The sequence below is a fragment of the Methylobacterium sp. CM6246 genome (assembly GCF_054818005.1).
In genome coordinates, this window is sequence record NZ_JBTXKY010000001.1 from 2,228,688 (window position 1) to 2,254,872 (window position 26,185).

Consider the following 26,185-nt stretch of genomic DNA (forward strand, 5'->3'; position numbering starts at 1 on the left):
CGTCGCCGCGGCGCGCCGGCACCGTGCTTGGCGGGTTCCATGCTTGGCCGGTTGTTGACACCTCAACGAGCCGCTTGTACCCGCCGGGCACTGTCCGGGACCCGCCAGGGCGGTTCGTCCCCAGTCGCCGCCGGGAACCCGCGAAGAACCATCATGCCCCGTCTGGTGATGAAATTCGGCGGCACCTCCGTCGCCACGCTCGACCGCATCCGCAACGTGGCCCGCCACGTCGCCCGCGAGGTCGCGGCCGGCTACGAGGTCGCCGTGATCGTGTCGGCCATGTCCGGCAAGACCAACGAGCTGGTCGAGTGGGTGAAGGACGCCAACCCGCTCTACGACCCGCGGGAGTACGACGCCGTGGTGGCCTCGGGCGAGCTGGTGACCGCGGGCCTCCTGGCGGTCGCCCTGCAGAAGGACGGCCTCAAGGCTCGCTCCTGGCAGGGCTGGCAGATTCCCGTGCTGACCTCGGATGCGCACGGCTCGGCCCGCATCGCCGAGATCGACCCGAAGAACCTCGAGGCGGGCTTCGCGAAGGGCGAGGTCGCGGTGATCGCCGGCTTCCAGGGCATCCATGCCGAGACCGGCCGGGTGACGACCCTCGGGCGCGGCGGCTCGGACACCTCGGCGGTGGCCGTGGCGGCCGCGATCCAGGCCGAGCGCTGTGACATCTACACGGACGTGGACGGGGTCTACACCACCGATCCGCGCATCGTGCCGAAGGCCCGGCGCATGGAGCGCGTGACCTTCGAGGAAATGCTGGAGATGGCGTCGCTCGGCGCCAAGGTCCTGCAGGTCCGCTCCGTGGAACTCGCCATGGTCCACCGGGTGCCGACCACGGTCCGGTCCTCCTTCGATCCGCCGGACGCAGCGCGCCCGGGCACCCTCATCTGCGACGAGGACGACATCGTGGAACAGCAGATCATCACCGGGATCGCGTTCTCCCGGGACGAGGCGCAGATCACCCTGCGCCGGGTCAAGGACAGCCCCGGCGTGGCCGCCGCCATCTTCGGGCCGCTGGCCGACGCGAACATCAACGTCGACATGATCATCCAGACCGTGTCGGGCGACCAGTCGACCACCGACATGACCTTCACGGTGCCGGCCGCCGAGTACGAGCGCACCCGCGCGATCCTCGACCAGGCGAGTCCGCAGATCGGCTACGCGCAGATCGAGGGGGCCACCGACGTGGTCAAGGTCTCGGCGATCGGGGTCGGGATGCGCAGCCACGCGGGCGTCGCAGCCAAGGCGTTCCGGGCTCTGGCCGAGAAGGGCATCAACATCCGCGCGATCACCACGTCGGAGATCAAGTTCTCCGTGCTGATCGATGCGGCCTATACGGAGCTTGCCGTGCGCACGCTCCACTCGCTATACGGCCTGGATCAGGCCTGAGCCTGGGGGGTTCTCGACGAGAGCGCCCACGGCCTGACCGGAACGTCGGCTCGGTGGACGAGGGCGCGCTGAAACAAGAGATCAGGTAAGGGGTTGGAATCACGTCCACTCGCATGGCGAGCGGTCGGGGTCTCATCAGCGGATCGGGTGTCTTGAGCTAGAACAGTCACGGGCCTTTCCGCCGAACCCGGAGATCTTCCGGGGGCTCGCGGCGCGGTCCATCCGGCGCCGGACGTTTCCCAGTCGGCGCCAAGGTTGCAGGGTGGTCGACGCCAAGGCCGCTCGCCGACGTTGGAACGACGAATCGATGCCCGCTGCGCCCGGAGGCCCGCGCCTGCTGCTGCGCCGCCTCCGCGAAGCGATGGCGGAGCCGGTCAGTCCCCAGGCACGCCTCGACCGCATCGTCGTCCTGATCGCCGCCAACGTGGTGGCCGAGGTCTGCTCGGTCTACGTCCTGAGGGACGACAACACCCTCGAGTTGTTCGCTACCGAGGGCCTGAACCGCGAGGCGGTCCACCAGACGCGTATGAACGCCGACGAGGGCCTCGTCGGCCTGATCGCCCAGACCGCCGAACCGCTTTCCCTCTCGGACGCGCAGAACCACCCGGCCTTCTCCTATCGGCCGGAAACGGGCGAGGAGGCTTATCACGCGTTCCTGGGCGTGCCCCTGCTGCGGGCCGGCAACACGCTCGGCGTGCTTACCGTCCAGAACCAGACCTACCGGGTCTATTCCGAGGAGGAGATCGAGGCGCTCCAGACGACCGCGATGGTCCTCTCGGAGATGATCGCCTCGGGCGAGCTGGAGGGCCTGGCGCCGGATGCCGGCACCGCCGCTCGCCGCCCGGTCGTCGCCCGCGGCATCGCGCTGGCGGACGGCATCGGGCTCGGCCACGTCGTGCTTCACGAGCCGCGCGTGGTGGTGAAGACGCTGATCGCCGAGAACGTCGAGCGCGAGGTCACGCGGCTCGACGCGGCGATCGAGGAGGTCCGCTCCGCCATCGACGCGCTGGTCGAGCGCGGCGACCGGATCGGCACCGCCGAATCGCGCGAGGTGCTGGAGACCGTCCGGATGTTCGCCCACGACAAGGGCTGGCTCCGGCGGATGCGCGAGGCCGTGGCCTCCGGCCTGACCGCCGAGGCCGCCGTCGAGCGGGTACAGTCGGACAACCGCGCCCGGATGATGCGCCAGGCGGACCCGTACCTGCGCGAGCGCCTGCACGACCTCGACGACCTCGCCAACCGGCTGCTGCGCACCTTGATCGGTCCGGAGGCCGGTGGAGCCGTCATCCTGCCGGAGAACGCCATCTTGGTGGCGCGCACCATGGGGCCGGCCGCGCTGCTCGACTACGATTCCTCGACGCTGCGCGGCATCGTCCTGGAGGAGGGCGGTCCCACCAGCCACGTCGCCATCGTGGCCCGGGCGCTCGGCATCCCGGCGGTGGGCGAAGTCGAGAACGCCTCCGCCCTGTGCGATGCCGGCGATGCCATCATCGTCGACGGCGTGGCCGGCGAGATCCATGTCCGGCCCGGCCCCGAGGTCGAGGCGGCCTATGCCGAGATGGTGCGGCTGCGCGCCCGTCGGCAGGAGCAGTATCGGGCCCTTCGGGACGTCCCGGCCCAGACCCGGGACGGGGTTCGCGTCGGCCTGCAGCTGAATGCCGGCCTGCTGGTCGATTTCAGCCACCTGCACGAGACCGGCGCCGAGGGCGTCGGCCTATTCCGCACCGAATTGCAGTTCATGGTGGCCCAGCGCATGCCGTCGGCCGCGGAGCAGCAGGAGCTCTACCGCAAGGTGTTTGCGGCCTCCGCCGGCAAGCCCGTGACGGTCCGCACGCTCGATATCGGCGGCGACAAGATCCTGCCTTACATGGCCAAGCTCGAGGAGGAGAACCCGGCGCTCGGCTGGCGGGCGATCCGCATCGGCCTCGACCGGCCGGCCCTGCTGCGGATGCAGCTGCGCGCCCTCCTGAAGGCCGCTGACGGCGATCCGCTCAAGATCATGTTCCCAATGGTGGCCACCGTGGACGAGTTCGTCCGCGCCCGCGGCATCGTGGAACGCGAGAAGGCCTATCTGCGCCGCCACGGCTACCAGCTCCCCACCGAGTGCAGGCTGGGTGCGATGGTCGAGGTGCCCTCGCTGCTGTTCCAGATCGACGAGATCGCGAAGGAAGCCGACTTCCTCTCCGTCGGCTCGAACGATCTGATGCAGTTCCTGTTCGCGGTCGACCGCGAGAACCGCCGGGTCGCCGACCGGTTCGACCCGCTCTGCGTCGCGGCCCTGCGGGCGTTCCGGCTGATCGCCGAGCGGGCCAACGCGGCCGGTTGCCCGGTGACGGTCTGCGGCGAGATCGGCGGCCGGCCGCTCGACGCGATGGCGCTGATCGGCATCGGCTACCGCAGCCTGTCGATGTCGCCGGCCGCCATCGGCCCGGTCAAGGCGATGGTGCTCAGCCTCGATGCGGCCGCCGTGTCGGAGCTGATCGACGCCGAGATGGCCCGGATGCACGACGGCGATTCCCTGCGCCCGGCGCTCACCGCCTTCGCACACGCCCACGGCGTTCCTATCTAACCCGTGTTGCCGCTCTTGCCGAAGGTTCGGCCGGGGTTGTACGGCACAGCCACGACGCTTTCCGTCGGTGCGCTGCGGTTTCCGCGCGCGAAGGGAGGCGGCGTGGGATGGGCCTCTGTCCTGCCGCGTCGGTCAACTTTAAGATCCCGCGCTCCCACCCCTGAGACGAGACCACGCCCGGCCTGGAACGTCGTGCGCCAGAACCTGCAGAAACACGGGCGATGATCCCCTTTCCCACCGAGCGCCTCGACGCCATCCTGGCGCGGCACGAATTCGTCACCGCGCAGCTCGCCACCGGCGAAGGCGAATCCGAGACCGTGATCCAGCTCTCTCGTGAGCTGTCCGATCTCGATCCCGTGGTGGACGCGATCCACACCTACCGGTCGGCGCTTGCGAACCTGGCGGGCCTGGAGGCGATGATCGACGAGGCCGGCACCGATCCGGAGATGCGCGCCCTTGCGGCCGAGGAGAAACCGGAGGCCCAGGATCAGCTCGAAGGCGCCTACCGGGCATTGCAGCTCATATTGCTGCCCAAGGATGCCGCCGACGAGAAGAGCGCGATCCTGGAAGTCCGTGCCGGCACCGGCGGCGACGAAGCGGCACTGTTCGCCGGCGACCTGTTCCGGATGTACGCGAAATACGCCGAGTCGAAGGGCTGGCGGGTCGAGGTGATTTCCGAGAGCGAGGGCACCGTCGGCGGGTTCCGCGAGGTCGTGGCGGAGGTGAAGGGCAAGGGCGTGTTCGCGCGCCTGAAGTTCGAGAGCGGCGCGCACCGCGTGCAGCGGGTGCCGAACACCGAGACGCAGGGCCGCATCCACACCTCGGCCGCCACCGTGGCGGTGCTACCGGAGGCCGAGGAGGTCGACATCGTCGTCAACGACGCCGACCTGAAGATCGATACGATGCGGGCCCAGGGCGCCGGCGGCCAGCACGTCAACAAGACGGAATCGGCAATCCGCATCACCCACCTGCCCACCGGTATCGTGGTCTTCGTCCAGGAGGAGCGGTCGCAGCACAAGAACCGCGCCCGGGCGATGTCGCTGCTGCGCGCCCGGCTCTACGACGCCGAGCGGACCGCAAAGGATTCCGCCCGTGCCGCCGACCGGCGGGCGCAGGTCGGGTCCGGCGACCGCAGCGAGCGCATCCGGACCTATAATTTCCCCCAAGGGCGGGTGACCGACCACCGCATCAACCTGACCCTCTACAAGCTGGAGGAGGTCATGGCCGGCACCGCGCTGGACGAGGTGGTGGACGCGCTCATCACCGAGCATCAGGCCGAGTTGCTGGCCGCCGAAGGCATGGCCTGAGCGGCGGCGTGATCGCGGGAACGAGCCGGGGCCTATCGCGGCGGGAGGCCCTGCGTCGGGGAACCACCCTGCTCAGCTCCGGCGGCAACGCGGAAGCCGCGGGGGACGCGCGCTTCCTCCTGCTGGGCCTGCTCGACCTCGACGTGCGCGACCTCCTTCTCGACGGGGACCGGATTCTCGACGCGCAGGCTGGCGACGCCCTCGACGCGGCTTTCGCGCGGCGGCTCGCCGGCGAGCCCGTGGCCCGCATCCTTGGCGCCTGGGAGTTCTGGGGCCTGCCATTCAGGCTGGCGCCCGAAACCCTGGTTCCGCGTCCCGATACCGAGACCCTGGTGGCGGCGGCGCTCGCCTGCGCTCCGGACCGGGCGGCACCACTCCGGTGCCTCGACCTCGGCACCGGCTCTGGCTGTATCCTGGTGGCGCTCCTGAGCGAGCTGCCGCAGGCCAACGGGCTCGGCCTCGACCGGTCACCGGCAGCCCTGCGCATCGCCCGGCACAACGCGGTCGCCAACGGGGTCGGCGGCCGGGCGGCCTTCGCGGCGGGGGATTGGTGCGACGCCCTCCGGGGCGGCTTCGACCTTGTGGTTTCGAACCCGCCCTACATCGTCCGCCACGTCATCCAGCACCTCGACCGTGACGTGCGGCTGCATGATCCCCACGCCGCTCTCGATGGTGGGCCGGATGGGCTCGACGCCTACAGACGGATCCTCGATGGGGTCCGGGACGCCGCGCTGCTGTCGCCGGGCGGACGGCTGCTGCTCGAGATCGGGTACGATCAGGCCGAGGCGGTGCGAACGCTTGGACGCGGTGCCGGCTACGCCGACCTGGGGCTCAGGCGCGATCTGGCGGGCCACGATCGCGTCCTGACATTCGGCCTTCCATTCGGCCACACGGATGCCTAGATCCGCGACGACGATCGGTGGGCTGAGAAAATGCTTGTTGCATCTCCCGGGGAACGCTAGAGTCCGTTTGAAGGTCGCGAACGGTTCGTTAAGACGGACGATTATACGGTCGGCAACGATCGCAGGTCCCCGCCCGGTTCGCTGATCCCCCGTATTGTTGGACTTGAGCGCGCGTGCGACTGCGCGTCAGTTCGACAACACTCGAACCTGACAATCGACTGGTTTCTGGCGTCTGTGCCCGGACGCGCGGTGCGAGGGATGGTCAGGCGAACGCGCGGACCGTGAGGCGGTCGACCGTGCGGCTTCACCGGGTGCATTTGGCTGGAGCGCGTCTGAAGATCGACGCCGGACGCCCCGAAGAACGTCGTTTGCGTGAACGAGGGTCACTGAAGACCGATGAGACCAAACCAGAATCGACGGATGCGCGGCCGTAACCGGCCGAAAGGTCCGAATCCGCTGACGCGCTCTTACGAATCCAACGGCCCCGACGTCAAAGTCCGCGGCACGGCGCAACACATCGCCGACAAGTACGCGCAGCTCGCCCGCGACGCGCAGGCGGCCGGCGATCCCGTAGCGGCCGAAAACTATTTCCAGCACGGCGAACACTATTTCCGGATCGTATCCGGCGCCCAGGAGCAGACTCGGCCGACGAATACCGGTGGATATGCCAGCCGCGCCTACGACGACGAGATGGACGAGGGTGACGACGAGGGCCAGGGCAACGGCGCGTCGCAGAACGGCCAGCCCTACAATGGCTACGACGACGGCGACCCGGGTCAGCAGCCCCAGCCCTACGAGATGCGGCAGGACCTGAACCAGCAGCAGGACGGTCGTCAGCAGCAGGGCCGCGATCGCTTCCAGAACCGGGACCAGCGGCGCTTCGACAACAATGGTCGCCAGGATTACCGGCGCCAGGATCAGCCCCGGCAGGATTACCAGCGGCAGGATTCCCCGCGGCAGGACTATCAGCAGCGTCCCGACTACCGGCAGGATCGGCAGGACACCCGCCAGGATAATCGGCAGGACAGCCGGCAAGAGAACCGCCAAGACACCCGCCAGGACGGACGGCAGGATTACGGCCGCCAGGATTACCGGCAGGAGACGCGCCAGGAGACACGGCAGGACGCCCGCGGCGATCAGAACCGCTACGAGTCCGGCCGGGCCGAGACCGCGCGTGCGGAGCCCCGGCAGCAGGAGAGCCGCCAGGAAACTCGCCAGGACGCCCGCCAGGATACCCGCTCCGACGAGCGTCAGCCGCGCCGGAGCGAACCCAGGGGCGAGGCGGTCGCTCGCAGCGAGACGCCCCGTCAGGCCGAGCCCGCGCCCCGTCGCGAGCGTCGCCGCGAGGCCGCTCCGGCTCCGGTCACGGCGGAGGATCCGGCGAGCCTGCCGGCGTTCCTGATGACGCCGCCCCGTCCGGTGGCGGCCACGACTCCCGTCGAGCAGCCGGCGGTCCCGGCCCCCGAGGCCGCAGCCGAGGAGGCGCCCGTGAAGCCGCGCCGCCGTCGCCGGCCGCGCTTCGAGGGAATCGCCCCGGAAGAGGGCGAGGCCCGCGCACCCGCCGAGGACGCCCCGACCGAGTGAGGCGGAACGCCGACGCCACCTGAGAAAGCCGTCCCGGGACACCGGGGCGGCTTTTTGCATGGGTCATGCTGGTCGGTTGGCACCCTCAGTTGATGATCGCTCTCCATCGTCGCGCGCGCTGAAGCAGTCCAGTGATGCGCCACTTTCGCGAATCATGTGATGCCCTGGCTTGCTTCGCTCCGCTCGCAACGACGGTGAGCGGGGACTGTCGGCTCGCAAACGGATCAGGCCCGGGCGGCCCGCCAGTCCGGGTAGGCATGGATCTGGTGGATTAGCCGGTGGCGTCGGCCGATTTCGCCGAACGGCGCGATCTCCCAGTCCCAAACCTGGACTGGCGGCGGCAGAGCCACCCCGAACATCAGGTCTAGGCTGTCGGTCACCCGCCCGGCCCGGTCCTCCACACGCTGCACGATGTCGGTGACCAGGCAGACCCGCGCGGTCCCGGATGCGAGCCGGTCCAGGGCCGCGAGATGAGTCTCGACGATCTGGGTGCCCAGTTGCGGCGGCGCCTCACGGCCCCGCGCTTCGTGAGCTTCGATCGGAACGATCGGGAGCTGCGACAGCAGGTTGGCCGACACGATCAGGTCGGCGGACGCACAGACCTCGGCAAGGCCTGGATCGCCCAAGCCCGCGCTGATCTCCGCGGTCACCAGGGCGACGTTGCGGTGTCGGCGGGCGGTGAGCCGTGCCGGCCAGGGATGGACGGCGTCCACCAGAGACACCCGGTCGAACAGGTCCGCGAGGGCCTTGAGCGGGACGTCGTCAAGGAGCCCGGACCCGAGCACCACCACCGACCCGCGCCCGGCCGTCGCCTCGGCGGCGGCGATGATCACGCCGCGCGCCCGGGTCAGGTGCGGCGCCCAGGCCGCGCGGCACCGGCGGGACCGGGCGTGGAGACGGCCGCTCTGGCGGACATAGCCGAGGCGGCGCAGGCGCAACGGCGCGGGATTGACCAGCGACAGCGCCCACTCGAACAGCATCGGGGAGGTTCAGGCCTCGTCGACCGCCGCGGCCGCCCGCGCCGCGACGCTGCGATAGCCAGTCGCGAGCACGTAAAGCTCGCTGGAATCGGACCGGCTCGCCGCCGGCTTCACGTGGCGCACCGCCGTGAAGTCTCGCTTCAGGTCGGCCAGCAGGGCGTTCTCGGTGCCGCCCTGCAGCACCTTGGCGAGGTAGGCGCCGCCCGGGGCCAGGATCTCGCGGGCGAACTCGGCCGCGGTCTCGGCCAGGCCGATGATCCGCAGGTGGTCGGTCTTCTTGTGACCGGTGGCGTTGGCGGCCATGTCGGACAGGACGAGGTCGGCCGGGCCGCCGAGCAGCGTGGTCAGCTTCACCGGTGCCTCGGGATCCAGGAAGTCGAGGGTGATGAACTCGACGTTCGGCATCGGCTCGATCTCAAGGAGGTCGATGCCGACGACGCGGCCCGTCGTCCCCACGATCCGGGCCGCCACCTGCGACCAGCCGCCCGGCGCTGCCCCAAGGTCGACCACCCGCTGGCCGGGCTTGAGCAGCTTGTAGCGCTCATCGATCTCGATGAGCTTGTAGGCCGCGCGGGAGCGATAGCCCTCGCGCTTGGCCCGGGCCACATAGGGATCGTTGAGCTGGCGCTCCAGCCACCGCTTCTGCGACAGCGTCCGGCCGCGGCCGGTCTTCACCCGCTGCTTCAGGTCGCCGCGCACGCCGCCCGTGGAGCCCGCGCCCCCGCGCCGGTCCGTCATCGTGGTGTCCTCATCGGACGGCCTTCCGGTTCCAGACGCCGTCCTCCCGCATCATGTTCATCAACAATCCTTCGCGCAGGCCCCTGTCGGCGATGCGCAGGCGCTCGGACGGGAAGGCCCGCCGGATCGCCTCCAGGATCGCGCAGCCGGCAAGTACCAGATCCGCGCGATCGCGTCCGATGCAGGGATTGTCGGCCCGCTGCTCCAGCCGCGTGTCGAGCAGATCGTCGATGGCCGCGGAGACCTCATGGTCGCTCATCCACAGGCCGTCCACCCGCCGCCGCTCGTAGCGGGCCAGCCGCAAATGCATGGCGGCGATCGTGGTCACCGTGCCGGACGTGCCGAGCAGGTGGAAATGCGGCGCCGTGGCCGCCGCCGCCGCCCGGATCGCGAAGGCGGACAGCTTTTCCGCCACCTCCTCGACCATGCCCTCGAACATCCGCCGGGTCACCTCGGCGCCGCCATGGCGTTCGGCCAGGGTGACGACGCCGACCGGCAAGGAATCCCAGGCGCGGATCCGCAGGGTCGGGTCGGTGGACGGGTTGGCCGCCTCACCGTCGAGCCACGCGATCTCGGTGGAGCCGCCGCCGATGTCGAAGATCACCACGGATTCCGCGTCCGGGTCGGCGAGCGCCGCGCAGCCCGTCACCGCGAGATACGCCTCGGTCTGCCGGTCGACGATCTCGAGGTCGAGGCCGACGCCCCGGCGGACGCGCTCGACGAAGGCCGCGCCGTTCACCGCGAGGCGGCATGCTTCCGTGGCGATCACCTTGGCCCGGCGGACGCCCCGGGCCTGCATCTTGGTCCGGCAGATCCGCAGGGCCTCGACGGTGCGCTCGATCGCGGCGTCGTTGAGACGGTCCGAGCTGCCCAGTCCCTCGCCGAGGCGGACGATGCGCGAGAAGGCGTCGATCACCCGGAAACCGCTGAAGGTCGGCTCGGCGATGAGAAGGCGGCAATTGTTGGTGCCGAGATCCAGCGCCGCGTAGGCGACGCGTCGTCTGTCACGGCCCGGCGACGGGGCCGTCGGCTGGAGCGGCACTGCGCCGGCCGACGTGCGGGACGGCGCGGCCGCAGCGGTCTCGTCCCTCATCGGCGCGGCCGTCGGTCCTTCGGGTCAGCCAGGAGCGTCGCGCTCGGCCATTCTTGATGGAAGACCCTACAGGGTCGGTCGGGAACTGCAATGTCCGATCGTCGCGACCCACCTCAGGCCGCGGTCGTCATGCGACTGCCTTCATGGCGCCCGACCGGCGCGGGATCGGACGCAGCAGGCTCTTGACCTGGGAATAGGGGCGGGGCCGGTTGATCACCTCGTCGAGCCGCGACCACAGGGTCTTCGGCGAGAATGGCTTGGCGATGATCTCGTTGACCCCCAGCGCGACAGCCCGATCGACCACGTTCCGGCGCGGCTGGGCCAGCATCAGGATGATCGGGATGGTCGGGCAGGGGGAGGTCGAGGGCGTGCGCGCGAGCCGGATGAACTCTTCCCCGGACAGGATCGACAGGTCCCAGTCGATGATGCTGATGTCGGGCTTGCTCTCGGCCAGCACGCCCAGCGCCTCGGCGCCGTCCGGCGCCTCCAGCACGCGCTTGATGCCGACGCGCATGAGCATGTCGCGCACGATTCGCCGGATGTAGAGACTCTCATCGACCACGAGGGCCGAAAGATCGGGGAAGGTCGGAGTCGCGATCATGGCCGGGTGCCGTTGCGGGGCGCGACGCGAGTCTAGCCGAACAGCCTTTGCGTTTCGCTAACGCCCTCTCGTCCAAGGCGAACGCCTGGATCCACAGGGCCCGCAACCTGCGTTGTTTATCGCAAGAAAGTAACGAAACGGGCGCGTCTTGGCGAAGAAGGTCCTTGCGGTCAAGGCCCGATTGCGTCAGGACTGGGGCGTTATTCTTGGTTACCGCGACCGGGGGTAATGATAGTGCGGGGCGTGGGCTGTCTGGGATGGCGCGCACGCGGTATTCAAGACCAGGGCGGCGGACGGTTTTTGCGAGCTTTCGATGGGACGTGGTCGTGATTTCAGGGGGCCGCAGAAGCGCGGCTTCGACGAGGCTGGCGAGCCGAGATGGCCTGATCAGGCTCCCCCCAGCGGCGGATACGGCGGTGGTGGATTCGGTGGTGGCGGCGGCGGCGGCGGTTTCGGCGGCGGTGGTTTCGACCGCGGCCCGCCCCGCGGCGGTCCCGGCGCTGCGCCGGTGGCAACCGGGCCGGAGCGTGATGCGACGGTCAAGTGGTTCAACAAGGAGAAGGGCTTCGGCTTCGTCGAACTCGGCGACGGCTCGGGCGATGCCTTCCTCCACATTCGCGCCGTCGAGGCTGCTGGCCACGCCGACCTGATGCCGGGCACCCGGCTGACGGTCACCACGGCGCAGGGCCAGAAGGGCCCGCAGGTCACGAGCGTCACCAGCGTCGATACCTCCACGGCCGAGGCGCCCGCGCCCCGGCGTGAGCTGCGCCCGCGCACTGGCGGATTCGGCGCCGACCGCTTCGCCGGCGGTGGCGGTGGTGGCTACGGTGGTGGCGGCGGCGGTGGTTACGGCGCCGGTGGCGGCGGTGGTGGCTTCGGCGGTGGTGGCCGGGCTGCGTCCGGTCCCTCGGTCGAGATGAGCGGCACCGTGAAGTGGTACGATCCCGCCAAGGGCTTCGGCTTCGTCTCGGTCAACGACGGCGGCAAGGACGTGTTCGTCCATCGCTCCGCCCTGTCCCGTGCCGGCCTGGAATCTCTGGCCGAAGGCCAGCAGGTCACCCTCGGCGTCGTCGATGGTCAGAAGGGCCGCGAGGCCTCCAGCATCAACGTCGAAGACTAGCGGTCTCGCGGCCGTCTTGCTGCCGCGATCCCTCGAAATTCTCCAAGGCGGTGGCCCTCAGCGGGGTCGCCGCCTTTCTTGTTTCGGAGCCGCCATGCGCCGCGTGCTGATGCCGACGATCCTGCTGATTCTCGCGGTGGCGCCGGCGCGGGCTGAAGATTTCACCGGCTTCTACGCGGGCCTCAATGCCGGCCTCGCCTGGGGCAAGAGCGGAGACCGTATCGGGACGATGCCGAATCCAGGGCCGCACACCGGATCCGGCCGATCCAGCGCTGGCCCGGATCTGCCGCCGAGCGCAAGCAGCGCCGCCGCCGCCCTGCAGAGAGCCGGCCGCAACAATGCGGGTACGACACTCGGACGCTGAGCAATGGGACGTCGCGGCTGATCAGCCGTGGGGATTCGCTCCTGAAGTTCCCGGAGGGGCATTGAGGGATTTGAGGGCTTGGGAGGCTTGGCGTCCCCGGCTCGTCCATGCGCATCGAAGCCGCACCGCCACCGCCGAACGAGCGGCCGGTTCGGTACGTGACGATCCGAGCTTTGAGCGACTCACGATTGCACAGCGGTCGGGAACATCTTCAAGCGGACAGGGCAACACTGGAATCGTTCCGGAACATAGCCGTTGCGATTCGCGGTACGCCGCTGCTAGGCCGCGGGAATGAGATCACGAAACCGGGAGGCCGCGCGATGAGCGCCCGCTCCATGCCAGGTTTGATCGACCGTCTGGCGGTAGCCGGACGCGTCGTGCTGGCGGTCTTCGGCGGCTACGGCGTCGCGGCCCTCTCGGCGGCGTTGCTGGCCCTGATCCTGCCGATGCCGCGGTCCGAGGCGGTCTCGACCGGGACGCTCGTAAGCTTCGCCATCATGGCCGGCGCGGTGATCTGGGTGTTCGCGGCCCGGACCCTCGGCCGCGCAGCGCTGTTCCTCGGCCTGATCGCCGCATCCCTGGCCGGGGGGCTGTGGCTCGCCGGCGCATTCACCGGGGCCGTGGCGCAATGAGCGGGCCCGGAAGAAGCGTCCGGCAGTCGATGGCGTGGCTGCACACCTGGTCCGGACTGGTCATCGGATGGGTGCTGTTCGCGATCTTCGTGACCGGGACGGCGAGCTACTACCGCGCCGAGGTCTCGCACTGGATGCGGCCCGAATTGTCCGAGACGGCGGTCGACCCGTCCGCGGCCGCCACCCGCGCCGCGGCCTATCTCGGGCGCGTTATGCCGGATGCCATGGCCTGGTCGGTCCGGCTTCCGACCGTCGAGACGCCACAGGTCGAGGTCTATTGGTGGAAGAATCCCGGCGGGCCGTACCACCACGCGCTCCTCGATCCCACGACCGGCGAGCCTTCCCGGGCGCGCGACACGAAGGGCGGGGACTTCCTGTACCGCTTCCATTTCGAGCTGGCCCTGCCGTCGATGTGGGGCCGCTGGATCGTCGGCATCTGCGCGATGATCCTGCTGGTGTCGTTGATCACCGGCATCGTCACCCACCGGCGCATCTTCGCCGACTTCTTCACGTTCCGGCGGGACCGCTCGGCGCAGCGCGGCTGGCTCGACGCCCATAATGTCTTCGGCGTGCTGGCGCTGCCGTTCCACCTGATGATCGTCTACACCGGGTTGATCGAACTCGGCCCGATGCTGATGCCCTGGGGCGTGAAGGCGGCCTACCAGCACGATGTCCTGGCGTATTACGCCGAGTCCGGGATCATGGCGGCGGCACGCAAGCCTGCGGGCAGGCCGGGTATCCAGTCGCCGCTCGGCGAGATCGTGGCCCGCGCCACCGCGGATGGCGGCGAGCCACCGGAGGTCGTCATGGTGACGATGCCGGGCGATGCGGCCTCGAGCGTCACCGCCTTCTTCGAGGAGCCGCCCGGCCTCGCACACCTGCATCCGCAGATCGTCTACGCGGGCGATACCGGTACTGAGCTGTCCCGGACCGGCGAGGCCGGCGGCGCGACCCGCACCGGCGCCGTGATGATCGGCCTACACGAGGCGCATTTCGCCGCCGCACCCCTGCGCATCGTGTTCTTCCTCTGCGGCGTGATGGGTGCGGCCACCATCGCGTCGGGCCTCGTTCTCTGGACAGTCGCCCGCATGCCGAAGGGCGCGAACCCGGCGGGTTTCGGCCTGCGCCTCGTGCGGGTGCTCAACCTCGGCACGATCGCCGGGCTGCCGACCGGCCTGGCCGCCTACTTCCTGGCCAACCGGCTGCTGCCCCTCGACCTCGCCGCCCGGGCGGATTGGGAGGTGCGCGCCTTCTTCGGGGCCTGGATCCTCGCAGCCGTTGCCTCGACGCTGGTCCCCAGCGCGAAGGCTTGGCCAGCCGGGCTCTCGGCGGCGGCGCTCGCCTTCGTGGCGATCCCGGTCGTGGACGTGGTGACCGTTGGCCAGACCCGCTTCCTGGGCTTCGACGCGGCGATGCTCGCGGTGGCGATCCTGCTCGCCATCGGTGCCCGTTTCGCGAACCGGCGACTGGGCCGGGTTTGGGCGGCCAAGCCGGCTTTGTCGCGGACGGTGGAAGCGTGACCGCCGCCGCCCTTGCGCTGAGCCTGTGCCTCAGCTTCTCGAGCTTCGCCGCCCTGGCGCTCAGCCTCGGCCGGCATCACCGCGCCGTGTTCCGCGTGCCCGCGCCCCGGAGCCGGACCAAGAGCCTCCGCGCGGCCGGATGGTCCGGTCTTGCGGTGTCGTTCGCGGCCTCGGTGGCCTGTGCCGGCTGGAATTTCGGCCCGGTCCAGTGGATCGGCGCCCTGACCGGCGCGGCGCTACTGGTCGTTGCAGTGATGTCCTACCGCCCGGCCTGGCTGCGAGCGGCGGCCGTTGCCGCGCTGCCTCTGGCGATGCTGGCGCTGCCCTTCGCGCTCGGATCGTAAGGCCTCGACGCGCCTGCCAAGCTAACCCTCAAGGTCAGCGATCTGGCTTGAGAATAATGCCGAAGTGTTGGTCGAGCCTGTCTTGGCGCGGCCGGACATCCGAGGGGTTTTCACGCTTGAACCACCGGGTCCTGGGTTGACGGACACTTGTCCTGTCGCGATCCTGACCGGGAGGGCGTAGGATCCGCTCGCTCGCGCACTGGCCAAAAGTCCACCTTGATTCGGCACGCCAAAAGCCATTGGCTGCCACCAGAGCCGAACCGGACGCCGCCGATCGAATCGGCCGTCCGCGTTCCAGCTTCAGCCCAAGAGCCGCGGTTCGCGAGGCCGGGGCCTACGGAGGGAACAGAGCCATGAACAAGCCGGAATTTCTCGGCGACGCCCGCACCAAGTCGCCCTTCTCGGCCCGCTACGACAACTTCATCGGCGGCCAGTGGGTCGCCCCGACCGCCGGCCGCTACTTCGAGAACACCTCGCCGATCACCGGCAAGGTGATCTGCGAGGTTGCCCGCTCCGACGCCGCCGACGTCGACAAGGCGCTCGATGCCGCCCACGCGGCCAAGGAATCCTGGGGCCGCACCGCCCCGGCCGAGCGCGCGCGCATCCTCAATAAGATGGCCGACCGGATGGAGGAGAACCTCGATCTGATCGCATTGGCCGAGACCTGGGATAACGGCAAGCCGATCCGCGAGACGACTCACGCCGACATCCCCCTGGCGATCGACCATTTCCGCTACTTTGCCGGCTGCGTCCGCGCGCAGGAAGGCTCGATCTCCGAGATCGACCACGACACCGTGGCCTACCACTTCCACGAGCCGCTCGGCGTCGTGGGCCAGATCATCCCGTGGAACTTCCCGATCCTGATGGCGGTCTGGAAGCTGGCCCCGGCGATCGCCGCCGGCAATTGCGTGGTCCTGAAGCCCGCCGAGCAGACCCCGGCCTCGATCCTGGTGGTGATGGAGCTGCTGGCCGACCTGCTGCCCCCGGGCGTCATCAACATCGTCAACGGCTTCGGCCTGGAGGCCGGCAAGCCGCTGGCGTCGTCGCCGCGCATCGCCAAGATCGCGTTCACCGGTGAGACGACCACCGGCCGCCTGATCATGCAATACGCCTCGCAGAACCTGATCCCGGTGACGCTGGAGCTGGGCGGCAAGTCGCCTAACATCTTCTTCGCCGACGTGGCCAACGAGGACGACGACTTCTTCGACAAGGCCCTGGAAGGCCTGACGATGTTCGCCCTCAACCAGGGCGAGGTCTGCACCTGTCCGAGCCGGGCGCTGGTGCACGAGTCGATCTACGACCGCTTCATGGAGCGGGCGGTGAAGCGCGTCGAGGCGATCACCCAGGGCTCGCCGCTCGATCCCGCCACGATGATCGGCGCCCAGGCCTCGGGCGAGCAGATGGAGAAGATCCTCAGCTACATCGACATCGGCCGTCAGGAGGGCGCGGAGCTGCTCACCGGCGGCGCGCGCAACGTGAAGGATGGCGAGCTGGCCGAGGGCTTCTACGTGCAGCCGACGGTGTTCCGCGGCCACAACAAGATGCGGATCTTCCAGGAGGAGATCTTCGGCCCGGTCCTGTCGGTCACGACCTTCAAGGACGATGCCGACGCGCTCGCGATCGCCAACGACACGCTCTACGGCCTCGGCGCCGGAATCTGGACCCGCGACGGCACCCGCGCCTACCGCTTCGGCCGGGCGATCCAGGCCGGCCGAGTCTGGACGAACTGCTACCACGCCTACCCGGCCCACGCGGCCTTCGGCGGCTACAAGCAGTCCGGCATCGGCCGCGAGACCCACAAGATGATGCTCGATCACTACCAGCAGACCAAGAACATGCTGGTCAGCTACTCGGCCAAGAAGCTAGGATTCTTCTGAGTCCTGGTCCGGGTTACTCCCGAGCCGACTTCACCCCGGCCTCGCGGCCGGGGTTTTTCTTTTGGGGGCCGGGTTTGCTGCCGAACCGGGCCGCGCCGTAGAAATCCGAACCCCGGCGCGCATATCCCACAGCCAGCAGGGGAGTGAAGCATGACCGCCGTTTCCACGAACGACGCCACCACGGCCGAGCAGGCTGGCGCCGACGGCACGCCCCTGCGGGTCACCGCGACGCCGGCGGCGCTGGCACTGATCGACGAGCTCCGGTCCGAGTACGGACCGGTGATGTTCCACCAGTCCGGCGGCTGCTGCGACGGGTCCTCGCCGATGTGCTACCCGGTCGGCGACTTCATCATCGGCGACGGCGACGTCCATCTCGGGCAGGTCGGCGGCGCGGATTTCTACATCTCCCGTTCGCAATTCGCGGTCTGGAAGCACACCCACATCCTGCTCGACGTGGTGCCGGGTCGCGGCGGCATGTTCTCTCTGGAAAACGGCCGCGAAAAGCGCTTCCATATCCGCTCGCGCCTGTTCACCGAGGCCGAGAACCGGACGCTCGACGGCGCCTGCAAGCTCTGAGCGAGGCAAGATGGCGACTGTGACGCTGTGGAGCGATGCCGAGGCGGAGGCCGACCCGCGGGTGCGGGCGGTGTTCGCCGACATCCGGGCGACCCGGGGCTCGGACTTCGTCAACAACTTCTGGCGCGGTCTCGCCAACGATGCGGGCCTGCTGGAGCGCACCTGGGCGAGCCTCAAGGTCGTGATGGGGCCGGGCAGCCTGGACCCGCTGACCAAGGAGCTGGTCTACATCGCGGTCTCGATCGCCAACGGCTGTCCCTATTGCATCCACTCCCACACCGCCGCGGCCGGCGCGAAAGGCCTGACCGCGGAGCAGCACGGCGAGTTCCTGGCGGTGGTCGGCATGGCGAACCAGACCAACGCCCTCGTCAACGGCATGCAGATCCCGGTCGATTCCGCGTTCAAGGTCGGCGAATCATGAGCGACGCATCCGAGACATCACGGCCCGGCCTGGTGGTCCTGCGCGAGAGTGCGCCGTTCCGCGGCAAGCAGGGGCATATCTACCGGCCCGCGATCTCGGCGGAGGCGGTGGGCGCCAAGGCGCTGCATCTTCAGCTTCTGGAGATTCCACCCGGCGAACGTGCCCACGCCCACAAGCACGAATCTCACGAGACCGCGATCCACGTCCTGTCCGGCATCTCGGGCTGCTTCTGGGGCGAGCGCCTGGAGCACCACGTGATCGCGGGAGCCGGCGAGTTCGTGTACATCGCCGCCGACATGCCGCACCTGCCCTACAACCGCAGCCGGACCGAGCCGGTCACGGCGGTGATCGCCCGGACCGACCCGAACGAGCAGGAGAGCGTGGTCCTGCTGCCGGAACTGGAAGCCGGTGTGGATTGGTCGAAGGCCGAGGAGCCGGAGGTTTGAGCTCTCCGTCGATGACGCAGCGCGACAGGGCCCGGTCTCAGGCAGGCTTTTATATCCACGGATCGTGACCGGACGTGCGCAACGGCCGGTGCCAGATGCGCTCTCCTATCCGTGGGAGAGGGCGCGCTTGGCTTCGGGAGAACGTCTCATGCCGCCAGGGCCAGTCCAGAGTTCGATAAGTTAATCTGGACGCTCACCCGAGAGACGGGCCTCGCGCGACGTCCTGGCGCTTCCATCTGTCGGTGGCCGCACCCGCGTCCGTTTGATCGTGGAGCGAAGGACAAACGACGGATCGACGCGGAGCCGCTCAGAATGAGGGTGCGGCTGGATTGTACCGCCAGGCCCAACCGGCCACTGTCCGCCTCAGCGCTGCTCGATGCGCTCGTTGGCCAGCCGCTCGGCGCGACTGCGCTCGTCGCCGCTGAGCCCCGCCAGGGTCTGGTCGAGCCAGGCGTCGGACAGGCCCTGCGCGGCGGCGGCGAGGTTCCAGGCCGCGGCCTCGATCAGGTTCTTCGACACGCCCCGGCCCACGGCGTAGAGTCGTGCCAGCCGATTCTGCGCGATGGCGTTGCCACGCGAGGCCGCGTGCAGGAAGTAGCGGGCGGCCGAGCGCTCGTCCTTGGTCACGCCGTTGCCGTTGAACAGCAGGATCGCGTACTCGACCTCGCTGGCGAGGTCGCCGTTGTCGGCTCCGCGGCGGAACCACTGGGCCGCCTGGCTCGAATCCTTCTGGACGCCGCGGCCCTGGAGGTAGAGCACGCCTAAGTCATGCTGGGCCGGGCCGATCTCGGCGTCGGCGGCCTTCCGGAACTGCGTGGCGGCCGCCGTCTCGTCGGCGGTGGCGCCGGTACCGATCAGGATCAGCCCGAGATTGTATGCGGCCGTGGACGAGCCCTGGGCCGTGGCCTGTTCCAGCCAGCGCCGGCCGGCCTTGGGATCCTTCGGCATGCCGCGCCCGTCGAGCGCCATCAGGCCGAGCGACGACATCGCGGCAGCGTCGTTCTGGGCGGCGGCAAGGCGGTACCACTCGGCCGCCTTCACGGGGTTCTGCTTGACGCCGAGCCCCTGGTTGTAGAGCTCGCCCAACAGCGTCATCGCGGCGGCGTCCTTGGGATTGGCCTCGATCCGCTTGGTCGCCTCCCGGAAGGCGGTGACGTACTGGCCGCGTTGATAGGCACCGTAGGCGAGGTCCGCCGGCTGGCCGCTGGCAGGCGGGACGGCGCCTCGGGAATAGTTCGGCGTGTAGGGGCTCGGAAGCTCCGGCATCGTGGTCTTGTCGGACGGCGCGACGATTTTGGCCGGATCGAGCGGGCCGGGCGCGGCCAGCGCCGGCAGAGCCGTGGCCAGCGCCACCGCGAGGACCAGGACGGGCAGATCCAGGACGCGCAGGCTCACGCGGCCCGCTCCGCGATCGCGGCTTGCGCCCGTGCGACCGTTTCGGTCCCGGGCAGCCACAGGGCGCTCTCCAGGCCGACGAATTCGGCCCCGGTGGCGACTAGGGAGGCGATCTCGTCCGCCGTCGTGGCCACCGCGACGCAGGGCGTCTCGAAGATCTCGGCCCACCATTCGGCGCGTGCCAGCACGGTCTCGGCCTCCGGAGCGACGCCGTCCGGATAGAGTCCGCCGAACATCAGGTAATCGATGCCGGCCTCGCCCGCCTCCATGGCACCGTGCTTGGTCTCGATGCCGCCCGCCCCGAGGATGCGCCCGTCCCGGAGACGGTCGCGCAGGTCCTTCAGGTCGCGCGGCTTGTCAACATGCACCCCGTCGGCGCCACCCCTCGTCGCCACCGAGACGAGGTCGCCGGTGAACCCCGGGCAGGCCACGACGAGGGCCGCACCGGCTTCTTGCGTGATCGGCGCGACCTGCTTCACCCGGGCGGTGAGCCCGCGCTCGTCGGTGGCGGCGAGCCGCAGGATCACGGCCGCGACATCGCCCGCCCCGCAGGCCGCGCCGAGCGCGGCCGCGAAGGCGTCGATGCCGTCGGCATCCAGGTTGTGGGGCCCGAGGAGGGCGAGGCGCTGATTGCTGCTCATCGGGCCGGCCGGACCGTCAACGCGCGCCGATCTTAGGGTCCAGCGCGCCGCTGGCGTAGCGCTTAGCCATCTCGGAGACGGAGACCGGGCGGATCTTCGAGCCCTTGCCGGCAGTGCCGAACTCCTCGAAGCGCTGCTTGCACAGCTTGGTCATCGCATCCATCGCGGGCTTCAGGTACTTGCGCGGATCGAACTCCGACGGGTTCTCGGTCAGGATCTTCCGGATCTGGCCGGTCATCGCCATGCGGTTGTCGGTGTCGATGTTGATCTTGCGTACGCCGTGCTTGATGCCGCGCTGGATCTCCGCGACCGGCACGCCCCAGGTCGGCTTCATCTGGCCGCCGTACTGGTTGATGATGTCCTGCAGGTCCTGCGGCACCGAGGACGAGCCGTGCATGACCAGGTGAGTCGACGGCAGGCGGCGGTGGATCTCCTCGATCACGTTCATCGCCAGCACGTCGCCGTCGGGCTGGCGGGTGAACTTGTAGGCGCCGTGGCTGGTGCCCATAGCAACCGCGAGGGCGTCGACCTTCGTGGCCTCGACGAACTTCACCGCCTCGTCCGGGTCGGTGAGCAGCTGATCGTGGCTCAGGACGCCCTCGGCGCCGTGGCCATCCTCGGCCTCGCCCTGGCCGCTCTCCAAGGAGCCGAGCACGCCAAGCTCGCCCTCGACCGAGACGCCCGCCCAATGAGCCATCTGAGTGACGTTGCGGGTGATCTCGACGTTGTAGGTGTAGTCGGCGGGGGTCTTGCCGTCGCCCTTGAGCGAGCCGTCCATCATCACCGAGGTGAAGCCGTACTGGATCGCGGTGGCGCAGGTCGCCTCGTTGTTCCCGTGGTCGAGATGCATGCAGACCGGGATGTGCGGATAGATCTCGACCAAGCCGTCGATCAGCTTGGCCAGAACCACGTCGTTGGCGTAGGCGCGGGCACCGCGGCTGGCCTGCAGGATCACGGGCGAGTCGGTGGCGTCGGCCGCCGCCATGATCGCCAGACCCTGTTCCATGTTGTTCAGGTTGAACGCCGGCACGCCGTATTCGTGCTCGGCCGCGTGGTCGAGGAGCTGCCTGAGGGTGATCCGTGCCATCGTCGTCTGTCTTCCCGCTTGCCGTCTGGTGGTTTGCCCGATCGCCCACGGCGACGGAAATAGAGCGCCCGAGTACGGATACCGGATCCACCCTCGGACACGCGCATATCGAATGCGCAACATAGCATCCCCGGAGCCGGTCTCGACCGGTGGGAATGCTGTTGTCTACAGCGCCCGCACCTCCAAGGTCGTGGCGCGCCTCGGCGTGAGCGGCCTGGCCTGCGACGGCGCTATGGCGGCCCGAACGCCGGTCAGGATCTCGATCCGCGCGTTCTGCCCGTCGTCACGCAGCCATTCGACACCCCCGACTTCCAACGCCGGAAAGATAGATCGGTGCGCGGTGGCGGGGGAGAAGCGCATGAGAGAGCCGCGCCGTCCTCAGTCAGCCCTGCGCCCGCAGCGCCTCGACGCCCGGCAGGGCCTTACCCTCCAGCCATTCGAGGAAGGCACCGCCCGCGGTCGAGACGTAGGTGAAGGCGGCGGCCACGCCGGCGTGGTTGAGCGCGGCCACGGTGTCTCCGCCGCCGGCGACGGAGACCAGTTGGCCGGCCGCCGTGCGTGCGGCCGCGTGCTTGGCGGCGGCCACCGTGGCGGCGTCGAACGGTGCGAGCTCGAAGGCGCCGAGCGGGCCGTTCCAGACCAGGGTCTTGGCGTCATCGATGGCGGCGTTGATGTCGGAGACCGAGCGCGGGCCGGCATCGAGGATCATGCTGCCCGCGGGCACCGCATCCACCGGCACGGTCTCGTGCGGGGCCTGGGCCTTGAACTCCGTGGCCGCCACCGCGTCCACCGGCAGGATGATCCGGCAGCCGGCCTTGTCCGCGGCCGCCAGGATGCGCAGGGCGGTCTCGGCGAGGTCCTTCTCGCACAGGGACTTGCCCACCGCCTTGCCCTGCGCGTGCAGGAAGGTGTTGGCCATGCCGCCGCCGATCACCAGCATGTCGACCTTGGCGACCAGGTTCTCCAGAAGGTCGATCTTGGACGACACCTTGGCGCCGCCGACCAGCGCGATCACCGGCCGCTGCGGCGCTTCGAGGCCCTTGGTCAGGGCTTCGAGCTCCGCCTGCATCTCGCGGCCCGCATAGGCCGGCAGGCGATGGGCCAGAGCCTCGGTGGAGGCGTGGGCGCGGTGGGCCGCTGAGAACGCCTCGTTGACGTAGACGTCGCCGTTGGCCGCAAGCGCGTCCGCGAAGGCCGCGTCGTTCTTTTCCTCGCCGGGATGGTAGCGGGTGTTCTCCAGGAGCAGGACGTCGCCGTCCTTCAGCGCGGCGACGGCCCGGGCCGCGTCGTCGCCGACGCAATCGGCCGCGAAGGCGACGTTCCGGCCGAGCGCCCGGCTCAGCGCCGGCACTACCGGCTCCAGGGTATCCTTCGGCTCACGCTTGCCCTTGGGGCGGCCGAAATGGGCCAGCAGGATCACGCGGGCGCCCTTCTCGGCGACCTCCCGGATGGTCGGCACGACGCGTTCGATGCGGGTCGCATCGGTGACGCGGCCGTTCTCCATCGGCACGTTGAGATCGACGCGCATCAGCACGCGCTTGCCCGTCAGGGCGCCGGCGTCGTCGAGGGTGCGGAAGGCGCTCATGCGGTCCTGTTCGGGTCGGGGGCTGTTATTGAACGGTGGTGCCGGACGTGGCAGCCGGCGCCGGAATCAGGCGGTCGAGGTTGAGGCGCTGCACCGCCACCATCAGCACGACGGTGAGGATCGCGGTGATTACCGCGGTGAGCACAAGCGCGCCGGTGCCGGGCAGGCGCCGGGTGCGGTCGGCCAGCCCGCGCATCTCGGTGCGCAGGGCCGCGAGATCGGATTGCCGGGCGGATTCGTTCATCCGGTTGGCGGCGTTCTCGACCTTGTCCTCGACCCGCGACAGCAGGGACTCGGAGCGCGCGTACTTGTCCTCGATCCGCGAGCACTTGTCCTCGATTCGCGCGAGCTGATCGAGGAGGTGGCTCGCCGGCAGCCCCTGCGCGGGCGCCGTCGCCACCGGGGCGGTCGTGGCCGCCGGCGTGGGTGCGGGTTTGGGCGTGGGCGTCACGACGGCGCCCTGTCCGCTCGACGTGCCCTGCGAAGCGTCGGTCATCCCGGGATGATCCCCTGGTTCGAGGTGAGGCCGTTCGGTCGAAAAGGCGCCCGCCGGTCGGGACCGGCGGGCGTCGGGGTCTTCAGATGAGCTTGGCCATCGCCACGGCAGTGTCGGCCATGCGGTTCGAGAAGCCCCACTCGTTGTCGTACCAGGTCAGGATACGCACCAGCACGCCGTCCATCACCTTGGTCTGGTCGAGGTGGAAGGTGGACGAGTGCGGATCGTGGTTGAAGTCGATCGAGACGTTCGGCTGGTCGGTGACCCCGAGCACGCCCTTGAGCGGACCGGCGGCGGCCGCCTTGATCGCGTCGTTGATCTCCTGAACCGAGGTGGCGCGCTTGGCCGTGAAAACCAGGTCCACCGCCGAGACGTTCGGGGTCGGCACGCGGATCGCGGTGCCGTCGAGCTTGCCCTTCAGCTCGGGCAGGACCAGGCCCACGGCCTTGGCGGCGCCCGTGGAGGTCGGGATCATCGAGAGCGCGGCGGCGCGGCCCCGGTAGAGATCCTTGTGCATCTGATCCAGCGACGGCTGGTCGTTGGTGTAGGAGTGGATCGTGGTCATGAACCCGCGCTCGATGCCCACGGCCGCGTCCAGCACCTGGGCGACCGGCGCCAGGCAGTTGGTGGTGCAGGAGGCGTTCGAGACGACGAGGTGCTCGGCGGTCAGCTTGTCGTGGTTGACGCCGTAGACCACGGTGAGGTCGGCGCCGTCGGCCGGCGCCGAGACCAGCACGCGCTTGGCGCCGGCGTCGAGATGGGCCTTGGCCTTGTCCTTCGCGGTGAAGATGCCGGTGCACTCGAGCGCGATGTCGACGCCGAGGTCGCGGTGCGGCAGCTCGGCCGGGTTGCGCACGGCCGTGACCTTGATGCGCTTCCCGTTGACCACCAGGAACTCGCCGTCCACCGCGACCTCGCCCGGGAACCGGCCGTGGACGGAATCGAAGCGGAGCAGGTGGGCGTTGGTCTCTACCGGGCCGAGATCGTTGATCGCCACGACCTCGATGTCGGTCCGGCCGGATTCCGCGATGGCGCGCAGGATGTTGCGGCCGATGCGTCCAAACCCGTTGATGGCAACCTTCGTCACGGTGTGACTCCTTCCTGCTGCGGAGCACCGCGCACCGGGCCGGTCACCCGGTCCTCGGCGCAGTGTCGTTCGTGTGGCCTCATCCTGTCCGAAAGCCGAACCCCGCCTTTCGGGATGACGCCGTGGCGGCCCGCCTCCAGGCCGACCGGGCGGGGCCGATCTGGGCGGGCGGGTTTGAACCTGCGATGAACCGTGCCGTGACAGGCCGGGCCGCTCCGGTCGCGCCGATCGGATCCGACGGCGTTGGCTGAGGCCACGGGACTGTCACGGACCGGCCATCCGGCATATCTTGGGCGGCCCCTTACGGGAGCGCGCGGCTGTCTAACATGGCGTCTCCACCTGTCAAACGCACGCCCGTGACAAACACGGTTCTCTCCCACATCCAATAAACAGGGTTGTGCGACGGCGATTGCTGAGGCGCGACGGCGCGGACACGCACCAACATTTCGGACTGGAATTCCGGACGCATCCGGCCGAAACTTAAGACCCCGAAGCATCGTCGCCCGTGAGCCCGCCCGTCGGGACGATGCGCCCGGCGAGCGGAGCCCCATGGCCGACGACAGGACGGACACGAACCCCATCGACGCGGCCTTCGCCCGGCTCGACTCCGCCTTGAGCCGCCTGGACGCGGTGGTGGCCCGCCGCCTGGAGGCCGAGGCCGAACCCGACGACCGGGACGCCGAGCTGGCGCTGATGGACGAGGACCGGGCCCGGCTCGCCGCCGCCCTCGACGCCGCGAGCGCGCATCTGGCCGATGTCGAGGCCACGACCGGACTGGTCGGCCAGCGACTCGACCGCGCGATCCAGACCGTCCAGGGCGTGCTCGGCCGGGCCTGACCGGTTCCGTCCAGCGCCGCCGTCCATCGGAGCGATCCTTGCCTCAGATCAACGTGACCATCGACGGAAAGCTCTACCGCATGGCCTGCGGCGCCGGCGAGGAGGCCCATCTCACCGGGCTGGCCGAGAGCTTTGGCGCGCGCATCGGCGAGATGCGCCAGAGTTTCGGCGAGATCGGTGACATGCGCCTCCAGGTGATGGCCGCCCTGACCATCGCCGACGAGCTGGCCGAGCTGCGCACCCGCCACGCCGCCCTGGAGGCCGAGACGGCGGATCTCCGCAAAGCCACCGAAGCCGCCGACCGCGCCCGGGCCGAGGACGCCGCCCGCGCCGCCGACGGGATCGGGCGAGCCGCCGAGCGGATCGGGAAGCTGGCGGAGGCGCTGGGTGGAAGCGGGGCCGGGAAGGGGGGCGTGGCGCGGGAGGTGGTGTAAAGGCCCTGATGATCTTCGGTATGAGCCGCAAGACCATTAAGCTTGGCCGCCTCACCGTGGTGTTACGCAGTTCTGCAGTGATCTGCTATATTGCGGGCCGCTCCGTTGAATGCTGGAACAATGCCTGATGCTGCGACTGTAGCTCATCTCAGCCGCATCG

27 protein-coding genes are annotated in these 26,185 nt (G+C 69.5%); 16 read left to right on the plus strand and 11 right to left on the minus strand.

Annotated features, from left to right (window positions below; all coding sequences use genetic code 11):
• Positions 1-153: 153 nt before the first annotated feature.
• From ACYQPG_RS11005 to ACYQPG_RS11025, 5 genes are all read left to right on the plus strand, one after another.
• Complete coding sequence (locus ACYQPG_RS11005; RefSeq protein WP_147939223.1) at positions 154-1,389, plus strand: aspartate kinase; 1,236 nt, start codon at positions 154-156, stop codon at positions 1,387-1,389.
• A gap of 307 nt (positions 1,390-1,696) precedes the next feature.
• Positions 1,697-3,958 (plus strand): phosphoenolpyruvate--protein phosphotransferase, encoded by a 2,262-nt coding sequence (gene ptsP, locus ACYQPG_RS11010; protein WP_419829407.1) that lies wholly within the window; start codon positions 1,697-1,699, stop codon positions 3,956-3,958.
• 221 nt (positions 3,959-4,179) lie between these two features.
• Positions 4,180-5,265: a peptide chain release factor 1 gene (gene prfA / locus ACYQPG_RS11015; RefSeq protein WP_147908208.1), complete on the plus strand. Its 1,086-nt coding sequence runs from the start codon at positions 4,180-4,182 to the stop codon at positions 5,263-5,265.
• Between the two features lie 8 nt (positions 5,266-5,273).
• On the plus strand, positions 5,274-6,167 hold the full coding sequence (prmC, locus tag ACYQPG_RS11020) for a peptide chain release factor N(5)-glutamine methyltransferase (protein WP_419829408.1): 894 nt from the start codon (positions 5,274-5,276) through the stop codon (positions 6,165-6,167).
• Between the two features lie 420 nt (positions 6,168-6,587).
• Positions 6,588-7,751: a DUF4167 domain-containing protein gene (locus tag ACYQPG_RS11025; RefSeq protein ID WP_461230925.1), complete on the plus strand. Its 1,164-nt coding sequence runs from the start codon at positions 6,588-6,590 to the stop codon at positions 7,749-7,751.
• A gap of 224 nt (positions 7,752-7,975) precedes the next feature.
• Here the strand turns inward: ACYQPG_RS11025 and ACYQPG_RS11030 are convergent, their stop codons facing one another.
• The 4 genes from ACYQPG_RS11030 to ACYQPG_RS11045 form a co-directional block, all read right to left on the minus strand.
• Positions 7,976-8,731 carry a hypothetical protein gene (locus ACYQPG_RS11030; RefSeq protein ID WP_147908205.1) on the minus strand — a complete coding sequence of 252 codons (756 nt, stop codon included), beginning with the start codon at positions 8,729-8,731 and terminating at the stop codon, positions 7,976-7,978.
• Between the two features lie 9 nt (positions 8,732-8,740).
• Complete coding sequence (locus ACYQPG_RS11035) at positions 8,741-9,469, minus strand: RlmE family RNA methyltransferase (protein WP_419829411.1); 729 nt, start codon at positions 9,467-9,469, stop codon at positions 8,741-8,743.
• A gap of 10 nt (positions 9,470-9,479) precedes the next feature.
• Complete coding sequence (locus ACYQPG_RS11040; RefSeq protein ID WP_419829412.1) at positions 9,480-10,562, minus strand: Ppx/GppA phosphatase family protein; 1,083 nt, start codon at positions 10,560-10,562, stop codon at positions 9,480-9,482.
• A gap of 127 nt (positions 10,563-10,689) precedes the next feature.
• On the minus strand, positions 10,690-11,163 hold the full coding sequence (locus ACYQPG_RS11045; protein ID WP_147856525.1) for a response regulator: 474 nt from the start codon (positions 11,161-11,163) through the stop codon (positions 10,690-10,692).
• Between the two features lie 313 nt (positions 11,164-11,476).
• On the opposite strand from ACYQPG_RS11045, the gene ACYQPG_RS11050 reads away from it, so the two are divergent.
• The 9 genes from ACYQPG_RS11050 (at position 11,477) to ACYQPG_RS11090 (ending at position 18,463) form a co-directional block, all read left to right on the plus strand.
• On the plus strand, positions 11,477-12,283 hold the full coding sequence (locus ACYQPG_RS11050) for a cold-shock protein (protein ID WP_419829413.1): 807 nt from the start codon (positions 11,477-11,479) through the stop codon (positions 12,281-12,283).
• Between the two features lie 94 nt (positions 12,284-12,377).
• Positions 12,378-12,647, plus strand: a complete 270-nt coding sequence (locus ACYQPG_RS11055; protein WP_147910109.1) for a hypothetical protein — start codon at positions 12,378-12,380, stop codon at positions 12,645-12,647.
• A gap of 320 nt (positions 12,648-12,967) precedes the next feature.
• Positions 12,968-13,279, plus strand: coding sequence for an iron transporter (locus ACYQPG_RS11060; RefSeq protein ID WP_419829414.1), 312 nt, complete (start codon positions 12,968-12,970; stop codon positions 13,277-13,279).
• A gap of 29 nt (positions 13,280-13,308) precedes the next feature.
• A complete protein-coding gene (locus ACYQPG_RS11065; protein WP_419829415.1) occupies positions 13,309-14,799 on the plus strand; it encodes a PepSY domain-containing protein in 1,491 nt (496 codons plus the stop codon).
• Complete coding sequence (locus tag ACYQPG_RS11070; RefSeq protein ID WP_461230926.1) at positions 14,796-15,143, plus strand: DUF3325 domain-containing protein; 348 nt, start codon at positions 14,796-14,798, stop codon at positions 15,141-15,143. The genes ACYQPG_RS11065 and ACYQPG_RS11070 overlap by 4 nt, the downstream gene beginning before the upstream one ends.
• A gap of 353 nt (positions 15,144-15,496) precedes the next feature.
• Positions 15,497-17,020 (plus strand): aldehyde dehydrogenase, encoded by a 1,524-nt coding sequence (gene adh, locus ACYQPG_RS11075; RefSeq protein WP_419829416.1) that lies wholly within the window; start codon positions 15,497-15,499, stop codon positions 17,018-17,020.
• 150 nt (positions 17,021-17,170) lie between these two features.
• The gene (locus ACYQPG_RS11080; protein WP_461230927.1) at positions 17,171-17,596 is read left to right on the plus strand and encodes a DUF779 domain-containing protein; all 426 of its coding nucleotides are present in this window, start codon (positions 17,171-17,173) and stop codon (positions 17,594-17,596) included.
• A gap of 10 nt (positions 17,597-17,606) precedes the next feature.
• On the plus strand, positions 17,607-18,017 hold the full coding sequence (locus ACYQPG_RS11085; RefSeq protein ID WP_147910115.1) for a carboxymuconolactone decarboxylase family protein: 411 nt from the start codon (positions 17,607-17,609) through the stop codon (positions 18,015-18,017).
• A complete protein-coding gene (locus ACYQPG_RS11090) occupies positions 18,014-18,463 on the plus strand; it encodes a cupin domain-containing protein (protein ID WP_461230928.1) in 450 nt (149 codons plus the stop codon). The genes ACYQPG_RS11085 and ACYQPG_RS11090 overlap by 4 nt, the downstream gene beginning before the upstream one ends.
• A 363-nt stretch (positions 18,464-18,826) precedes the next feature.
• Here ACYQPG_RS11090 and ACYQPG_RS11095 read toward each other — a convergent pair whose 3' ends face one another.
• From ACYQPG_RS11095 to gap, 7 genes are all read right to left on the minus strand, one after another.
• On the minus strand, positions 18,827-19,858 hold the full coding sequence (locus tag ACYQPG_RS11095) for a tetratricopeptide repeat protein (RefSeq protein ID WP_461230929.1): 1,032 nt from the start codon (positions 19,856-19,858) through the stop codon (positions 18,827-18,829).
• Positions 19,855-20,499 carry a thiamine phosphate synthase gene (locus tag ACYQPG_RS11100; protein ID WP_419829420.1) on the minus strand — a complete coding sequence of 215 codons (645 nt, stop codon included), beginning with the start codon at positions 20,497-20,499 and terminating at the stop codon, positions 19,855-19,857. The genes ACYQPG_RS11095 and ACYQPG_RS11100 overlap by 4 nt, the downstream gene beginning before the upstream one ends.
• A gap of 16 nt (positions 20,500-20,515) precedes the next feature.
• Positions 20,516-21,586: a class II fructose-bisphosphate aldolase gene (gene fba, locus ACYQPG_RS11105; protein ID WP_147910119.1), complete on the minus strand. Its 1,071-nt coding sequence runs from the start codon at positions 21,584-21,586 to the stop codon at positions 20,516-20,518.
• Between the two features lie 165 nt (positions 21,587-21,751).
• Positions 21,752-21,946, minus strand: a complete 195-nt coding sequence (locus ACYQPG_RS11110; RefSeq protein WP_147941422.1) for a hypothetical protein — start codon at positions 21,944-21,946, stop codon at positions 21,752-21,754.
• A gap of 22 nt (positions 21,947-21,968) precedes the next feature.
• A complete protein-coding gene (locus ACYQPG_RS11115) occupies positions 21,969-23,171 on the minus strand; it encodes a phosphoglycerate kinase (protein WP_461230930.1) in 1,203 nt (400 codons plus the stop codon).
• A gap of 25 nt (positions 23,172-23,196) precedes the next feature.
• The gene (locus ACYQPG_RS11120; RefSeq protein WP_147941424.1) at positions 23,197-23,667 is read right to left on the minus strand and encodes a hypothetical protein; all 471 of its coding nucleotides are present in this window, start codon (positions 23,665-23,667) and stop codon (positions 23,197-23,199) included.
• Positions 23,668-23,749: 82 nt separating this feature from the next.
• The gene (gene gap, locus ACYQPG_RS11125; RefSeq protein ID WP_147910123.1) at positions 23,750-24,754 is read right to left on the minus strand and encodes a type I glyceraldehyde-3-phosphate dehydrogenase; all 1,005 of its coding nucleotides are present in this window, start codon (positions 24,752-24,754) and stop codon (positions 23,750-23,752) included.
• Between the two features lie 549 nt (positions 24,755-25,303).
• Between gap and ACYQPG_RS11130 the strand changes: the two genes are divergently transcribed.
• Complete coding sequence (locus ACYQPG_RS11130) at positions 25,304-25,591, plus strand: DUF4164 family protein (RefSeq protein ID WP_147910124.1); 288 nt, start codon at positions 25,304-25,306, stop codon at positions 25,589-25,591.
• 38 nt (positions 25,592-25,629) lie between these two features.
• On the plus strand, positions 25,630-26,025 hold the full coding sequence (locus tag ACYQPG_RS11135) for a cell division protein ZapA (RefSeq protein WP_147910125.1): 396 nt from the start codon (positions 25,630-25,632) through the stop codon (positions 26,023-26,025).
• The last annotated feature ends 160 nt before the right edge of the window (positions 26,026-26,185 follow it).

Coding starts and splice junctions, on each gene's coding strand:
- ACYQPG_RS11040 (WP_419829412.1), bottom strand. CDS start 10,562: ATGAGGGACGAGACCGCTGCGGCCGCGCCGTCCCGCACGTCGGCCGGC.
- fba (WP_147910119.1), bottom strand. CDS start 21,586: ATGGCACGGATCACCCTCAGGCAGCTCCTCGACCACGCGGCCGAGCAC.
- ACYQPG_RS11045 (WP_147856525.1), bottom strand. CDS start 11,163: ATGATCGCGACTCCGACCTTCCCCGATCTTTCGGCCCTCGTGGTCGAT.
- ACYQPG_RS11115 (WP_461230930.1), bottom strand. CDS start 23,171: ATGAGCGCCTTCCGCACCCTCGACGACGCCGGCGCCCTGACGGGCAAG.
- ACYQPG_RS11120 (WP_147941424.1), bottom strand. CDS start 23,667: ATGACCGACGCTTCGCAGGGCACGTCGAGCGGACAGGGCGCCGTCGTG.
- ACYQPG_RS11055 (WP_147910109.1), top strand. CDS start 12,378: ATGCGCCGCGTGCTGATGCCGACGATCCTGCTGATTCTCGCGGTGGCG.
- ACYQPG_RS11060 (WP_419829414.1), top strand. CDS start 12,968: ATGAGCGCCCGCTCCATGCCAGGTTTGATCGACCGTCTGGCGGTAGCC.
- adh (WP_419829416.1), top strand. CDS start 15,497: ATGAACAAGCCGGAATTTCTCGGCGACGCCCGCACCAAGTCGCCCTTC.
- ACYQPG_RS11130 (WP_147910124.1), top strand. CDS start 25,304: ATGGCCGACGACAGGACGGACACGAACCCCATCGACGCGGCCTTCGCC.
- prfA (WP_147908208.1), top strand. CDS start 4,180: ATGATCCCCTTTCCCACCGAGCGCCTCGACGCCATCCTGGCGCGGCAC.
- ACYQPG_RS11035 (WP_419829411.1), bottom strand. CDS start 9,469: ATGACGGACCGGCGCGGGGGCGCGGGCTCCACGGGCGGCGTGCGCGGC.
- ACYQPG_RS11090 (WP_461230928.1), top strand. CDS start 18,014: ATGAGCGACGCATCCGAGACATCACGGCCCGGCCTGGTGGTCCTGCGC.
- ACYQPG_RS11050 (WP_419829413.1), top strand. CDS start 11,477: ATGGGACGTGGTCGTGATTTCAGGGGGCCGCAGAAGCGCGGCTTCGAC.
- ACYQPG_RS11030 (WP_147908205.1), bottom strand. CDS start 8,731: ATGCTGTTCGAGTGGGCGCTGTCGCTGGTCAATCCCGCGCCGTTGCGC.
- ptsP (WP_419829407.1), top strand. CDS start 1,697: ATGCCCGCTGCGCCCGGAGGCCCGCGCCTGCTGCTGCGCCGCCTCCGC.
- ACYQPG_RS11005 (WP_147939223.1), top strand. CDS start 154: ATGCCCCGTCTGGTGATGAAATTCGGCGGCACCTCCGTCGCCACGCTC.
- ACYQPG_RS11110 (WP_147941422.1), bottom strand. CDS start 21,946: ATGCGCTTCTCCCCCGCCACCGCGCACCGATCTATCTTTCCGGCGTTG.
- ACYQPG_RS11080 (WP_461230927.1), top strand. CDS start 17,171: ATGACCGCCGTTTCCACGAACGACGCCACCACGGCCGAGCAGGCTGGC.
- ACYQPG_RS11065 (WP_419829415.1), top strand. CDS start 13,309: ATGGCGTGGCTGCACACCTGGTCCGGACTGGTCATCGGATGGGTGCTG.
- ACYQPG_RS11100 (WP_419829420.1), bottom strand. CDS start 20,499: ATGAGCAGCAATCAGCGCCTCGCCCTCCTCGGGCCCCACAACCTGGAT.
- ACYQPG_RS11085 (WP_147910115.1), top strand. CDS start 17,607: ATGGCGACTGTGACGCTGTGGAGCGATGCCGAGGCGGAGGCCGACCCG.
- ACYQPG_RS11025 (WP_461230925.1), top strand. CDS start 6,588: ATGCGCGGCCGTAACCGGCCGAAAGGTCCGAATCCGCTGACGCGCTCT.